Here is a 14,433-nt window from a genome sequence, read left to right on the forward strand (position 1 = left end):
ATTTTCAGAAGCTTTCGAAGATTTCTTCAACAACTTCAACCACTTGCGCCTAAGATCTCTCCGAAGCGGGAGGCGAATTCTACAGCGTTACACGCCGCTGTCAACACCTCTTTTTCAACTTCCTTTTGACTTCGATGAACTGAAGGAACTTGCTGCCGAAAACTGCATAACTCATTGTTTACCAAGGAGTTTTCCGTTTCGACTGCGCCGGAAGTGGGGCGAATTATAGACAGATATAATTCGCCGTCAACATCTATTTTCAGACTTATTCGGATTTGAGCGTAATTCGCGCGAACGCCTTCTTGCCCGCCTGACAAACGTGAGTGGCGTCCAGCTCATACATAAATGTGCGATCAACCACTTCACCATCTATACGTACACCACCCGACCCCAAGAGATCACGAGCGACCGCCGAGTTCTTCACCAAGCCCGCCTTATTAAGGACAGCCGCAATCGGCATAGCCTCGGCAGCGATCAGTTCAATCTCCGGCAGATCGTCCGGCAGCTCACCATCCTTCATACGGTTACCAGCTGCACGATGCGCACTGGCAGCAGCCTCTTCGCCATGGAAGCGCGCGACAATCTCCTCAGCCAGCTTGATCTTCACATCACGCGGATTGGCGCCTGCCTCTACGTCCGCACGCAACGCATTGATTTCGTCCATCGAGCGGAAACTCAACAGTTCGAAGTAACGCCACATCAACGCATCAGGAATGGAAACCAGCTTGCCGTACATTACGCCCGGCGCTTCCTGGATACCGACATAGTTACCCAGGGACTTGGACATTTTCTTGACGCCATCCAACCCTTCCAGCAACGGCATAGTCAGAATGCACTGAGCCTCCTGACCGTATGCGCGCTGCAACTCACGCCCCATCAGCAGGTTGAACTTCTGATCGGTACCGCCCAACTCAACATCCGCACGCAGCGCCACCGAGTCATACCCCTGGACCAATGGGTAGAGGAACTCATGAATCGCGATCGGCTGATTGGTGGAGTAGCGCTTGTCGAAATCATCGCGCTCGAGCATACGTGCCACGGTGTACTGGGAGGTCAGGCGAATAAAGTCTGCCGGCCCCATCTTGTCCATCCAGGTGGAGTTGAATGCCACCTCAGTCTTGGCCGGATCAAGGATCTTGAACACTTGGGTCTTGTAGGTCTCGGCATTATCGAGAACCTGCTCACGAGTCAGCGGCGGGCGCGTAGCACTCTTACCGCTGGGATCACCGATCATTCCCGTGAAGTCACCGATAAGAAAGATGACTTGATGGCCCAGCTCCTGGAACTGACGCAGCTTATTAATAAGCACGGTATGACCCAGGTGCAGATCCGGCGCAGTCGGATCAAAGCCAGCCTTGATACGCAGGGGCTGGCCACGCTTAAGCTTTTCGATCAGCTCAGCTTCAACCAACAGTTCTTCCGCACCACGTTTTATCAGCGCTAGCTGCTCTTCAACCGACTTCATAACAGACCCGCAAGGCTCAGATTCAAAAGGGAACCAACCATACAAGATCAGGGACTAATTACAAGTTTTGCCCTGCGCACGGACACCGTTCAGCGAGCCCAGCATTCGCGAGCTTGCGCCACAGATGATTTGGTTATATTTTATACAGTTATTTCATCTTCATCATGTCATTCATCTTTTCCATTTCATCTTCAAAGTCAAATTACCTATGACCACTGAACCGTCTAAAGCGCCGCCGCTTTACCCGAAGACCCACCTGCTTGCCGCAAGTGGTATCGCCGCCCTTCTCAGCCTGGCACTGCTGGTATTCCCTTCCAGTGACGTAGAAGCCAAACGAACATCCCTGAGCCTTGATCTGGAAAGCCCAGTTGAACAACTGACACAAGATCAAGACGCTTCCGACGCCCAACAAGCCACAAACACTGCAACTGAATCACCTTTCGCACAGATCGAAAGCGCTCCCGAAGACACCCAGCAAGCCGCCCAGGAAGCACCTGCGGCAGCTGCCGCAAAGAATCCCCAGCATCGCGAAGTCATCGTGGGCAAAGGCGACACGCTATCCACCCTGTTCGAAAAGGTTGGGCTGCCTGCCGCCGCTGTGACTGAAGTGCTGGCCAGTGATAAGCAAGCCAAGCAATTCACCCAGCTCAAACGCGGCCAGAAGCTTGAATTTGAACTGACGCCAGACGGCCAGTTGAACAACCTGCACACCAGCCTCAGCGACCTGGAAAGCATCAGCCTGAGCAAAGGTGCCAAAGGCTTCGCCTTCAACCGCATCACCACCAAGCCGGTTATGCGTTCCGCCTACGTACACGGGGTGATCAACAGCTCCTTGTCACAATCGGCTGCCCGCGCCGGCCTGTCCCACAGTATGACCATGGACATGGCCAGCGTATTTGGCTATGACATCGACTTCGCTCAGGACATCCGCCAGGGCGACGAATTCGATGTGATCTACGAACAGAAAGTGGCCAACGGCAAAGTGGTGGGCACTGGCAATATTCTTTCTGCGCGCTTCACCAACCGCGGCAAAACCTACACAGCCGTTCGCTACACAAACAAACAAGGCAATAGCAGCTATTACACGGCCGACGGCAATAGCATGCGCAAGGCCTTCATCCGTACGCCCGTGGACTTCGCCCGTATTAGCTCGCGTTTCTCCATGGGCCGCAAGCATCCAATTCTGAACAAAATTCGCGCACACAAGGGTGTGGACTATGCCGCTCCGCGTGGCACGCCCATCAAGGCGGCGGGCGACGGCAAGGTACTGCTGGCGGGGCGCCGGGGTGGTTACGGCAATACGGTGATCATCCAGCACGGCAACACTTACCGTACGCTATACGGCCACATGCAAGGGTTCGCCAAGGGCGTCAAAACCGGCGGCAACGTGAAGCAAGGTCAAGTGATCGGCTACATCGGCACCACCGGCCTGTCCACCGGACCGCACTTGCATTATGAGTTCCAGGTCAACGGCGTACACGTCGACCCCCTGGGTCAAAAACTGCCAATGGCCGATCCGATCGCCAAGGCCGAACGCGCACGCTTCATGCAACAGAGCCAGCCGTTGATGGCACGGATGGATCAAGAGCGCTCCACCTTGCTGGCTTCGGCGAAGCGTTAAGGTATGCCGCTCTATATCGGTGTGATGTCCGGAACCAGCCTTGATGGACTGGATATCGCCCTTATCGAACAAGGTGCGGCGATCAAGCTGATCGCCACGCACTACATCCCGATGCCAGACACCTTGCGGGCTGAACTGCTGAGCCTGTGCGCCAGCGGCCCGGATGAAATCGCCCGCTCGGCAATCGCCCAGCAACAGTGGGTAACACTCGCCGCGCAAGGCATCCGGGCCTTGCTGGAGCAAAACCGCTTCAAGCCTCAGGACATCCGCGCAATTGGCAGCCATGGGCAAACGATCCGCCATGAACCCGCTCGAAGCTTTACCGTGCAGATCGGCAACCCTGCCCTGCTCACCGAGCTGACAGGGATCAGCGTAGTCAGCGACTTCCGCAGCCGTGATGTTGCCGCCGGAGGCCAGGGAGCCCCTCTGGTTCCAGCGTTTCATGAAGCTCTGTTTGGCGAGCACACTGGCAATCGCGCAGTGTTGAATATCGGCGGGTTCAGCAACCTCAGCCTCATCGAGGCGAACAAGCCTGTAGCGGGTTTCGACTGCGGTCCCGGGAATGTTCTTCTGGATGCGTGGATTCACCACCAGCGCGGTGAACACTTCGACCGCGACGGGCAATGGGCCGCCAGCGGCAAGGTTCAGCCTCAACTACTCAACGCATTGCTCAGCGACCCGTTCTTCTTGACCAAAGGCCCCAAAAGCACAGGTCGCGAAGTGTTCAATCTGGCCTGGCTGCAACAGCACCTGAGCCCGTCGCCCGTCTTTGAGCCCGAAGACGTGCAGGCCACTCTGCTGGAGCTGACGGCCCTCACCATCGTCGAATCTCTGCAAAGCGCACAGACGAGCACTGAGACGTTGCTCATCTGCGGCGGCGGCGCGCACAACACGATGCTGATGAATCGGCTGACCGCGCTATTGCCTTCTACTCACGTCAGTAGCACAGCCACTTACGGGGTAGACCCGGACTGGGTCGAAGCCATGGCCTTCGCCTGGCTGGCGCACTGCTGCCTGGAAGGCATCGCCGCCAACCGCCCTAGCGTAACCGGCGCCCGTGGGTTACGGGTGCTCGGCGCCATCTACCCGGCCTAAACTGGCTTCAGACAGCAAAACGCCGCTTGGCCCATAAAAGCCAAGCGGCGTTTCTGTATCCGCTACCGATCAGATCGAGAACGAAGATCCGCAGCCACAGGTAGTGGTGGCATTAGGATTCTTGATCACGAAACGCGAACCTTCCAGACCTTCCTGATAATCCACCTCGGCACCAGCCAGGTATTGGAAGCTCATCGGATCCACGACCAGGCTGACGCCCTCGCGCTCGACGATGGTGTCGTCATCGGCCACATCTTCATCGAAGGTAAAACCGTACTGAAACCCTGAACAACCGCCGCCCGTAACAAATACGCGCAGCTTCAAGCGATCATTACCCTCTTCATCGACCAGGCTCTTCACCTTGTGCGCAGCACCGTGGGTGAATTGCAAAGCCGTGGGGGTGAAGGATTCAACGCTCATGCTGATAATCTCCCGGCGTAGCGCCGCCATATGCGTAATGACCGGCATTATCCGCTTCTCCTAGAAAAGCGGTCAACTATTGTTACGGTATATCAATCTGTGCAGCCGCCATAAAAACACGAAAGGCCCGATCACCGGGCCTTTTGCGTAACCACCAAACTGCGTTAAGGCAACATCCCCGCGTGGGCCAGGCCCAACTTCTCATCCAGGCCGAACAGGATGTTCATGTTCTGCACCGCCTGGCCCGACGCGCCTTTGACCAGGTTGTCGATCACCGACAGCACCACAACCAGGTCGCCATCCTGCGGACGATGCACGGCGATACGGCACACATTGGCACCACGCACACTACGAGTCTCCGGGTGGCTGCCCGCCGGCATCACGTCGACGAACGGCTCATTGGCATAACGCTTTTCAAACAGCGCCTGCAAGTCGACCGAGCGATCAGTGACGGTTGCATAAAGCGTGGAGTGAATCCCACGGATCATTGGCGTCAGGTGCGGCACAAAGGTCAGCCCCACATCCTTGCCCGCGGCGCGACGCAACCCCTGGCGGATTTCAGGCAAGTGGCGATGGCCTTTTACCGCATAGGCTTTCATGCTTTCCGACGTTTCGGAGTACAAAGACCCCACCGCCGCACCACGACCAGCGCCGCTGACGCCCGATTTGCAGTCGGCGATCAGGCGCGACGCATCCGCCAAGCCAGCTTCCAGCAATGGCAGGAACCCCAACTGTGTCGCCGTCGGATAGCAACCTGGTACCGCAATCAGGCGTGCTTGCTTGATCTGCTCACGATTGACTTCCGGCAAGCCGTACACCGCCTCCTCCAACAACTGCGGCGCTCCATGAGGCTGACCGTACCACTTGGCCCACTCATCGGCGTCCTGCAGGCGGAAGTCGGCCGACAAGTCGATAACCTTGGTGCCGGCCGCCAGCAACTCACCGGCCAGTGCATGGGCGACACCGTGAGGCGTGGCGAAGAACACCACGTCGCACGCGCCCAGGGTCTTGATGTCCGGCACGCTGAACGCCAGGCCGTCATAGTGGCCTCGCAGGTTCGGGTACATATCGGCCACGGCCAGCCCAGCTTCGGATCGGGAAGTGATGACCACCACCTCAGCTTGCGGATGCTGAGCCAACAGACGCAGCAATTCGACACCGGTGTAACCCGTGCCGCCGACGATACCGACCTTGACCATAAACCTGCCCTCAACGAACCCACTGGAAAGCCGTCGATAATAGGGGCCGTATCGTCCTGCGACAACCGTCAACGTGACGTACGGGCGCATGAGCCACTACTATCTTCGCTACCGTGAACCTGGGAATAACCAAAATGCTCTATCTATGGGTCAAAGCCTTCCACATCGTCAGCATCGTCTGCTGGTTTGCCGGGCTGTTCTACCTGCCGCGCCTGTTCGTCTACCACGCCCAAAGCGAAGACAGCGTCAGCAAGGAGCGCTTCAGCGTTATGGAGCGCAAACTGTACCGCGGCATCATGGGACCGGCGATGATTGCCACACTGGTCTTCGGTATCTGGATGCTGACGCTCAACCCCGGCATTTTCCAGTCAGGCGCGTGGATGCACGCCAAACTGACCCTGGTCGTTCTGCTGATCGGCTACCACCATATGTGTGGAGCGCAGGTAAAACGCTTCGCCCGTGGCGAAAACACCCGCAGCCATGTCTTTTATCGCTGGTTCAATGAAGTACCGGTTCTGATATTGCTGGCTATCGTAATTTTGGTCGTGGTCAAACCGTTCTAGTTTCAATTACTCGGGGGAACTTCCAATGTCGCTGCCCGCTTTACTGGAACAACATCTGCGCCTACCCGTCGTGGTGGCGCCGATGTTTCTGATTTCCAATCCGCAACTGGTCCTGGCCTGCTGTCGTAATGGCGTGGTTGGCAGCTTCCCGGCGCTCAACCAGCGTGAAAGCAGTGGTTTCAGGGCCTGGCTGGAAGAAATCGAAGCGGGCTCGGCCCAGTTGGACAACCCTGCTCCCTATGCTGTGAACCTGATCGTGCACAACAGCAACCCACGGTTGGAAGCAGACCTGGCAATCTGCGTAGAGCACAAGGTACCCATCGTCATCACCAGCCTCGGCGCGGTAAAGGAACTGGTCGATGCCGTCCACAGCTACGGCGGCCTGGTGTTTCATGACGTCACCACCCGGCGACATGCCGAGAAAGCCGCTGAGGCGGGCGTCGATGGCCTGATTGCCGTAGCCGCTGGTGCCGGCGGCCATGCTGGCACCTGGAGTCCCTTCTCGCTGATTGCCGAAATTCGCCAATTCTTCGACAAAACCCTGCTGCTGGCCGGTTGCCTCAACCACGGCCACGAAATTCTCGCCGCCCAGTTGCTGGGAGCCGACTTGGCGTATTTCGGCACGCGCTTTATCGGTACTACCGAAAGCCACGCGCCAGATGCTTATAAAGAGATGCTGCTCACATCGCGCGCCGCCGACATCGTGCACACTCCGGCAGTCTCCGGCGTACCTGCGAGCTTTATGCGCCAGAGCCTGGAAAATGCCGGTTTCGACCTCGCCGCGCTGCAAGGCAAAGGTGAAGTCAATTTCGGTTCCAAACTCAAACCATTGAGTGATGAGGCCAAAGCGTGGAAAACTGTATGGTCCGCCGGTCAGGGCGTCGGTGAAATCGATGATTTACCCAGCGTCGATGAACTCGTCGCCCGCCTGGATGCCGAATACCGCAAAGCACGCGAGCATGCCGCGCAACTGCGCTGGCCACGCTGACCCACTGCACGGCCCGCCGATTGGACGGGCCTGCACACCCTCCCTGATTAAGTGACAAGGATGCCCGCATGAGCGACAACCGTTTCAAGATTGTGTTTGACGGAGCCTTGCTTCCGGGTGTCGAAAGCACCACCGCCAAGCTGAACCTCGCCGAGCTGTTCAAGAGCGATGTCGAGGCGATCGAAAAACTCTTTACCGGCCGCCCGGTCGCGCTCAAACGCGATCTTTCCCGCCCCGATGCCGAAACCTACCTGACGGCATTGAAAAACGCCGGGGTCGACGCACGCATCGAAGCCGAACAGCCCGTGGCGTTCAGCCTCGCTGAAACCCACGAGACGAGCTCCCCTGGCTCCGACTTTTCCCGCTCCGAAGCTTCGCCTTATGCCCCGCCACGCGCAGCGGTTGGCGATGACTTGCCGGAGTTCGCCACACTCAAGGTCTTCACCATCCACGGGCGCATCGGGCGCCTGCGTTATCTGGCCTGGACACTGGCGCTGACCGTCGCGTTGCTGGTAGCCGCAGGCATCATCAGTACCGTCGGCTTCGCAGTGGCGACAGCCTCGCCAACCATAGCCATCATCCTCGGCTCGCTACTGGGTTTCGCACTGTTTGTTGCTCTGGTAGTCGTGAGCGTGCAAATAGGTGTGCAACGCTTGCACGATATGGGCTGGTCTGGCTGGCTGTACTTGCTGAACCTGGTTCCAGTGGTCAATAGCGTGTTCCCTATCCTGTTGCTGGTATTGCCGGGGAACGCGGGTGCCAACCAATACGGCGCACCGCCACCACCGAACTCTACTGCGGTGAAAATCCTGGCCTCGCTGTGGCTGGCGTTTATTCCATTGATGCTCATCATCGGCCTGACCCTGGGCATGAACGGCTACCTGGATCAACTTGAAGCCAACATGGACAGCAGCTACGAAAGCAGCTCAATGACCTCCGATGAAGGCGCCGATCAAAGCGTCATCACTGATGAGGCCGCAGAGCAAAGTGCTGACGACGCAGCCGAACCTGTAGACTCTACGCAACAGTGAAGAAACGCCCGCCTGCCTGTGACGCCACTGTCACAGGCAGGCGACGTTGCGATGGAGAAAGGCATGACCCGTTACGCTCTGATCACCGGCGCCTCCAGCGGCATCGGCCTGGCTTTGGCCGAAGCGCTGGCTCGACGCGGCCGCAGCCTGATTCTCGTGGCCCGTCAACGTGATCAGTTGGAAAGCATTGCCATCGAACTGACCCAACGCTTCGGTGTCGAGGTGTTGTTTCGTGCCTGCGACTTGGGCGAGCCGCTGCGTTTGTCCGGTTTTTTGCTGGAACTCGAAGAAGGCGAGCGGCAGATCGACCTGCTGGTCAACTGCGCAGGCATCGGCACCAGCGGGCCATTTTTGGCCCAGGACTGGATGACCGAGCAAGACCTGATCGAAGTCAACATCCTGGCGCTAACCCGTATGTGCCATGCCCTCGGCAACTCCATGGCGCTGCAAGGCGGCGGGCAGATACTCAATGTCGCTTCGATCGCCGCCTTTCAGCCAGGCCCGTGGATGAGCAGCTACTACGCCAGCAAAGCTTATGTATTGCACTTCTCTGAGGGCTTGCGCGAAGAACTGAAGACCTGCGGCATCAAGGTTTCAGTGCTGTGCCCCGGCCCTACGCGCACCGCGTTCTTCGGCACTGCGCAGATGGACACCGCAAAACTCGACCGCAGCCAGCAGCTAATGAGCCCGGAGGAAGTCGCGCTCTACACCGTACGCGCGCTGGAAAAGAACAAAGCCATCATCATTCCCGGGCGCCGCAACCGCTGGCTGGCATTCAGCCCACGTTTCAGTCCACGCTGGCTGACCCGCAAGATTGCCGGCGCCATCAATAAAGCCTATTGCCCACGCTAACCGCCTGATTACACTTACCTAGACTTTCACCCTGGAGAAACAGCTGTGGATACTCTGTTCACCAAGATCATCAACCGAGAAATACCCGCCAAGATTATCTATGAAGATGATCAAGTCCTCGCCTTCCACGATATCGCCCCACAGGCGCCGGTGCATTTTCTGGTTATTCCGAAAAAGCCGATTCGTACCCTCAATGACTTGACCGAGGAAGACAAAGCCCTGGCCGGCCATATTTTGTTCACCGCCCAGCGCCTGGCAGTGGAACAGGGCTGCGAAAAAGGCTTTCGTGTGGTGATGAACTGCAATGAAGACGGTGGGCAGACTGTCTACCACATCCATATGCACGTGCTGGGTCAACGTCAGATGAACTGGCCGCCGGGTTGAGTGCCCAGGGTCAAATTGACTCAGCGCAAACGCTTCGTCCTCTCTTGCGGTAAACTGGCCGCCGAGATTCTTCCCGGAGGTCAGCATGACTACCCAACGTCACTACTCGCCGATTGACCGTCTGCTGCTGCAAGCCGATATGGCCATGCGCACGCTGTTGCCATTCAGTGGCCAACCGTACCGCCCGTCACCGGCCATCGTACAGCCCGATGCCCAGATGAGCGAAACGGACACCCGCCATGTCGCCGGCCTGATGCGCATCAACCACACCGGCGAAGTGTGTGCCCAGGCGCTGTATCAAGGCCAGGCATTGACCGCCAAATTGCCGCAGGTACGTGCAGCGATGGAGCATGCGGCCGAGGAAGAGATCGACCACCTGGCCTGGTGCGAACAACGTATCCGCCAATTGGGCAGCCACCCCAGCGTGCTGAACCCACTGTTTTACGGTTTGTCATTTGGTATCGGTGCCGCCGCTGGTTTGATCAGCGACAAAGTCAGCCTCGGATTTGTCGCCGCGACAGAACATCAGGTGTGCAAGCATCTGGATGAGCATCTTGAGCAACTGCCGGCCGAAGATGAAAAATCCCGCGCCATCCTTGAGCAGATGCGCATCGATGAAGAACACCATGCAGATAGCGCGCTGGACGCAGGCGGTTTCCGCTTTCCAGCACCGGTGCGCTTCGGCATGAGCGTTTTAGCCAAGGTCATGACCAAAAGCACCTACAGGATCTAAACCCAAAAAAGGGCGCTCGAAGCGCCCTTTCTTTTGCCAATTACCGCAATCAGCCCAACTCGATGATTTCATAATCGTGAGTGATGGCCACACCCGCGGCCCCCAGCATGATCGACGCCGAGCAATACTTCTCGGCCGACAGCTCGATGGCACGCTTGACCTGGGCGTCCTTCAACGCCCGGCCCTTGACCACGAAATGCATATGGATCCTGGTAAATACCTTGGGGTCTTCAGTGGCGCGCTCGGCTTCCAGGAAGGCTTCGCAGCTTTCCACTGCCTGGCGGGACTTCTTCAAGATGCTGACCACATCAAAATTGCTGCAACCGCCAACACCCAGCAGCAACATTTCCATCGGGCGTACACCCAGGTTACGGCCACCGGCTTCCGGCGGACCGTCCATGACCACCACATGGCCACTGCCCGACTCACCGAGGAACATGGCTTCGCCCGCCCATTGGATGCGTGCCTTCATCGCCCAGACTCCACTGCTAAAAAAGGGTCGCCAGCTTAGCACAGGCCCTTGAAACAGCAGCGCCCCGGATAAAATCGATAAATGACTGCGTTTGCCGCTAAATTGGCTAATCGAGGCAGAATGTGTCTGGTAAGCTGGCGCCAAATCAATGGCGCATTGCCATGATTCTTACAACCGGCATCAATGCCAATGCCGCTGGATAAAAACAACGCCACTTACACCGTGCAGTCTTTTCGGGATACAACCATGGTTGCTCTTACTCCCACACCCAAGATCAAGAACCTCGACAAGCTATTGATGCATTGTCAGCGTCGGCGTCATCCGGCCAAACACAACATCATCTGCGCCGGCGAGCGCTCGGAAACCCTGTTCTTCATTATCAAGGGCTCAGTCACCATCCTGATCGAAGATGAAGACGGTCGCGAAATGATCATTGCCTACCTCAACACCGGCGATTTCTTCGGAGAGCTGGGGTTGTTTGAACAAGCAGGCAAAGAACAGGAGCGTAGCGCCTGGGTACGGACCAAAGTCGAGTGCGAGGTGGCCGAGATCAGCTATGCGAAATTTCGCGAATTGGCCCAACATGATCCGGATATCTTGTACGCCCTGAGCGGCCAGATCGCCCAGCGCCTGCGCGACACTACGCGCAAGGTCGGCGACCTGGCGTTCTTCGATGTGACCGGTCGTGTGGCGCGTTGCCTGTTGGAGTTGTGCAAGCAACCCGATGCCATGACCCATCCCGACGGCATGCAAATCAAGGTCACCCGCCAGGAGATCGGGCGCATTGTCGGTTGTTCGAGGGAGATGGTCGGCCGCGTGCTCAAGGACTTGGAAGAGCGCAACCTGGTACACGTCAAAGGCAAGACGATGGTGGTATTCGGCACCCGTTAAACCGGCAGGAAGCTGGCCAGCATCTGACGGTACAAGGTATCGAGCCGATTGATCGCATCCGGTGCGGGAAAGGCTTCGTGCAGCGCAATATGGCTCTCGGCGCGAACCCGCTGCTCCAAGCCACAGGCTTGATTGAAGCGGTTGACCGCCGCAATCAACTCCTCACGATCGTTCTCCAGCAACATCGCCCCATGCACCAACCCGACCGGGCGGCCACCGCTTTGTCGCCAACGCTGGGCCGTGCCCACCATTTTGCGGCCATTGAGATTGACGTTGTAACGACCGTCGCAAAAGGCACCGTCAATTTCGCCGACGGATGCATCGCCGCCCAATTCAATCAACAGCTCACAGATCGGCTGGCACAAGCGCTGATAACCCGCCTCGATGCGCCCTTGGTCGCCTTCGCTACGGGGCGGGGCATAGACCAGGGCGATATTGACCGTGGCGCCGGACTGCGGCACCGGCTCACCGCCGGTTTCACGCAGCAATACCGGCCAACCCGCATCGGCCGAGACTTGGCTCGCCACCGCGAAGGCAGGCAGCCGGCTCAAACGGCGCGGCATAACGAGCGCTTGGTCGCTGGGCTGCCAGAACAGCAGCCCGAATTCCTGCTCTTGCGCGCAAACGGCTGCCAATAGGGCTTGCTCGGCGGCAAGGCCTGCTTCGACAGTCATGATCACGGGCTGGAGCATCGAGCACCTACCTATCTGAATAAACACAAAACCCAATGTGGGAGCAGGCTTGCCTGCGATAGCGGTGTGTCAGCAACACAGAGGTTGGCTGACCCGCCGCTATCGCAGGCAAGCCAGCTCCCACAGTTTCGAGCGTATTTCACATCAATCCAATGTCGAACTGCTGATCGTCGTACCGCGCTCCGGAAAGAACAGGCGCTGCAGTTCTGCTCCCGGGTTCTCGGCGCGCATGAATGTCTCGCCCACCAGGAATGAATAAACGCCGCTGATTTCCATCAGTTCCACATCGGCACGGTTGACGATGCCACTCTCGGTAATCACCAGGCGGTCGCGAGGAATACGCGGCAACAGATCCAGGGTATTTTCCAGGCTGACTTCAAAGGTATGCAGGTTACGGTTATTGACCCCCACCAGCGGGGTGTCGAGGGTTTTCAATGCGCGCTCCAGCTCATCGCCGTCATGCACCTCAACCAACACATCCAGGCCGACACTTTTGGCCACGGCCGCCAACTCCGCCATCTTCACGTCATCCAGCGCCGAGACGATCAGCAATACGCAGTCGGCGCCCAGAGCACGGGCTTCGACGATCTGGTACGGGTCAACCATGAAATCCTTGCGGATCACCGGCAACTTGCACGCCGCGCGAGCTTGTTGCAGGAATAGGTCGCAACCCTGGAAGTAGTCGATATCGGTCAACACAGACAGACAAGTCGCCCCGCCCTTCTCATAGCTGACGGCGATTTCAGCTGGTACGAAGTTTTCGCGGATCACGCCTTTGCTCGGCGAGGCTTTCTTGACCTCGGCGATCACTGCCGGTTGCTTGAGCTTGGCCTGGGCGATCAGAGCATTGGCAAAGCCACGCGGCGCATCAGCGGTTTTAGCCTGCGCCTCAAGCTCAGCCAGGCTCACACGGGCGCGGCGTTCGGCCACTTCCTCGGCCTTGCGGGCCAGGATCTTTTCCAGAACGGTTGGCACACTCATCCCTCATTCTCCATCTTGAATACGGCAGTGAATGCACCCAGCTCTTCGAGCTTCTCTCGAGCCAGACCGGTGTGCAGCGCATCGTGGGCCAACGCGACACCTTCCTTAAGACTATAGGCATGGTCGGCTGCGTAAAGTGCCGCGCCAGCATTCAGAACGATCATTTCCGCAGCTTTCTGACCGTTTTCGGTTTTGCGACGCCCCAGGGCATCGCGAATCAGTTCCAGCGAAGCTGCCGGGCTCTCCACTGCCAGACCGTGCAAACTCTGGCTTTTCATGCCCAAGTCTTCAGGCTCGACCCAGTATTCGGTGACCTCGTCGTTTTTCAGCTCTGCAACAAAGGTCGGCGCCGCCAGGCTGAACTCGTCCAGGCCGTCTTTGGAATGCACTACCAGCACATGCTTGCTGCCCAAGCGCTGCAAGACTTCGGCCAGCGGCCGGCACAACGCCTGGCTGAACACTCCCACCACCTGATGCTTCACACCGGCCGGATTCGTAAGCGGGCCAAGCATGTTGAACAGGGTACGCAGGCCAAGGTCCTTGCGCGGGCCGGCCGCGTGTTTCATGGCGCCGTGATGAGATTGGGCAAACATGAAGCCGATGCCAACGCTGTCGATACAGCGCGCGACTTGCACAGGCGTGAGGTTCAGATAGATGCCGGCCGCTTCCAGCAAGTCGGCACTGCCGCTCTTGCCGGACACCGCGCGGTTACCGTGCTTGGCAACGGTGCAACCAGCGGCGGCCACCACGAAGGATGACGCTGTCGATACGTTGAAAATATTCGCACCGTCACCGCCGGTGCCGACCACATCGACGACGCCGTCGAGGGTCTTGAGCTCAACCTTGTCCGCCAGCTCGCGCATCACCGAGACCGCGCCGACGATTTCGTCGATGCTCTCGCTCTTCATGCGCATTGCCATCATAAAGGCGCCGATCTGCGCGTCGGTGCATTGACCGGTCATGATTTCGCGCATCACATCGCTCATTTCAGCGGTGCTCAGGTCCAGATGGCCGACGATACGGCTCAGGGCAGTCTTGATATCCAT

The 14,433-nt window shown here is 58.0% G+C and carries 17 protein-coding genes; 10 read left to right on the forward strand and 7 right to left on the reverse strand.

The window, feature by feature from the left end:
• On the forward strand, positions 1-229 hold a 229-nt coding region (locus tag FW800_RS24075), incomplete at its 5' end, for a hypothetical protein (protein ID WP_446438607.1).
• A 36-nt stretch (positions 230-265) separates the two neighbouring features.
• Here the strand turns inward: FW800_RS24075 and tyrS are convergent.
• Positions 266-1,465 carry a tyrosine--tRNA ligase gene (gene tyrS / locus FW800_RS24080; protein WP_446438608.1) on the reverse strand — a complete coding sequence of 400 codons (1,200 nt, stop codon included), beginning with the start codon at positions 1,463-1,465 and terminating at the stop codon, positions 266-268.
• Positions 1,466-1,673: 208 nt separating this feature from the next.
• Here tyrS and FW800_RS24085 point away from each other — a divergent pair, with 208 nt between their 5' ends.
• Positions 1,674-3,086: a peptidoglycan DD-metalloendopeptidase family protein gene (locus FW800_RS24085; RefSeq protein WP_446438609.1), complete on the forward strand. Its 1,413-nt coding sequence runs from the start codon at positions 1,674-1,676 to the stop codon at positions 3,084-3,086.
• A 3-nt stretch (positions 3,087-3,089) separates the two neighbouring features.
• Entirely contained in the window at positions 3,090-4,181 is a 1,092-nt protein-coding gene (locus FW800_RS24090; protein WP_446438610.1) for an anhydro-N-acetylmuramic acid kinase, read from the forward strand.
• A gap of 69 nt (positions 4,182-4,250) precedes the next feature.
• Here the strand turns inward: FW800_RS24090 and erpA are convergent, their stop codons facing one another.
• A complete protein-coding gene (erpA, locus tag FW800_RS24095) occupies positions 4,251-4,601 on the reverse strand; it encodes an iron-sulfur cluster insertion protein ErpA (RefSeq protein WP_003176443.1) in 351 nt (116 codons plus the stop codon).
• Between the two features lie 164 nt (positions 4,602-4,765).
• Positions 4,766-5,800, reverse strand: coding sequence for an N-acetyl-gamma-glutamyl-phosphate reductase (gene argC, locus FW800_RS24100; RefSeq protein WP_122736018.1), 1,035 nt, complete (start codon positions 5,798-5,800; stop codon positions 4,766-4,768).
• A 134-nt stretch (positions 5,801-5,934) separates the two neighbouring features.
• Here argC and hemJ point away from each other — a divergent pair, with 134 nt between their 5' ends.
• The 6 genes from hemJ (at position 5,935) to coq7 (ending at position 10,351) form a co-directional block, all read left to right on the forward strand.
• Positions 5,935-6,363: a protoporphyrinogen oxidase HemJ gene (gene hemJ / locus FW800_RS24105; protein ID WP_032879206.1), complete on the forward strand. Its 429-nt coding sequence runs from the start codon at positions 5,935-5,937 to the stop codon at positions 6,361-6,363.
• A 25-nt stretch (positions 6,364-6,388) separates the two neighbouring features.
• Entirely contained in the window at positions 6,389-7,351 is a 963-nt protein-coding gene (locus FW800_RS24110; protein WP_446438611.1) for an NAD(P)H-dependent flavin oxidoreductase, read from the forward strand.
• A gap of 68 nt (positions 7,352-7,419) precedes the next feature.
• Positions 7,420-8,382 (forward strand): DUF805 domain-containing protein, encoded by a 963-nt coding sequence (locus tag FW800_RS24115; RefSeq protein ID WP_032879205.1) that lies wholly within the window; start codon positions 7,420-7,422, stop codon positions 8,380-8,382.
• A gap of 63 nt (positions 8,383-8,445) precedes the next feature.
• Positions 8,446-9,234, forward strand: coding sequence for an SDR family NAD(P)-dependent oxidoreductase (locus FW800_RS24120; protein WP_032879204.1), 789 nt, complete (start codon positions 8,446-8,448; stop codon positions 9,232-9,234).
• 45 nt (positions 9,235-9,279) lie between these two features.
• A complete protein-coding gene (locus FW800_RS24125) occupies positions 9,280-9,618 on the forward strand; it encodes a histidine triad nucleotide-binding protein (protein ID WP_005792015.1) in 339 nt (112 codons plus the stop codon).
• An 85-nt stretch (positions 9,619-9,703) separates the two neighbouring features.
• The gene (gene coq7, locus FW800_RS24130) at positions 9,704-10,351 is read left to right on the forward strand and encodes a 2-polyprenyl-3-methyl-6-methoxy-1,4-benzoquinone monooxygenase (protein WP_005792017.1); all 648 of its coding nucleotides are present in this window, start codon (positions 9,704-9,706) and stop codon (positions 10,349-10,351) included.
• A 49-nt stretch (positions 10,352-10,400) separates the two neighbouring features.
• On the opposite strand, the gene FW800_RS24135 is transcribed toward coq7, so the two are convergent.
• Positions 10,401-10,823: an OsmC family protein gene (locus FW800_RS24135; protein WP_446438612.1), complete on the reverse strand. Its 423-nt coding sequence runs from the start codon at positions 10,821-10,823 to the stop codon at positions 10,401-10,403.
• A 246-nt stretch (positions 10,824-11,069) separates the two neighbouring features.
• Between FW800_RS24135 and crp the strand changes: the two genes are divergently transcribed.
• On the forward strand, positions 11,070-11,714 hold the full coding sequence (crp, locus tag FW800_RS24140; RefSeq protein WP_005792020.1) for a cAMP-activated global transcriptional regulator CRP: 645 nt from the start codon (positions 11,070-11,072) through the stop codon (positions 11,712-11,714).
• Here crp and FW800_RS24145 read toward each other — a convergent pair.
• The 3 genes from FW800_RS24145 to trpD all read right to left on the reverse strand — a co-directional run bounded on the left by FW800_RS24145 (position 11,711) and on the right by trpD (position 14,433).
• Entirely contained in the window at positions 11,711-12,406 is a 696-nt protein-coding gene (locus tag FW800_RS24145) for a lipoate--protein ligase family protein (RefSeq protein WP_446438613.1), read from the reverse strand. The two genes, crp and FW800_RS24145, sit on opposite strands and share 4 nt — an antisense overlap.
• A 144-nt stretch (positions 12,407-12,550) precedes the next feature.
• The gene (trpC, locus tag FW800_RS24150) at positions 12,551-13,387 is read right to left on the reverse strand and encodes an indole-3-glycerol phosphate synthase TrpC (protein ID WP_032879200.1); all 837 of its coding nucleotides are present in this window, start codon (positions 13,385-13,387) and stop codon (positions 12,551-12,553) included.
• Positions 13,384-14,433, reverse strand: coding sequence for an anthranilate phosphoribosyltransferase (gene trpD / locus FW800_RS24155; RefSeq protein ID WP_003194694.1), 1,050 nt, complete (start codon positions 14,431-14,433; stop codon positions 13,384-13,386). Before trpD ends, trpC begins: the two co-directional genes overlap by 4 nt.

The sequence above is a fragment of the Pseudomonas sp. 910_23 genome, from assembly GCF_052850795.1.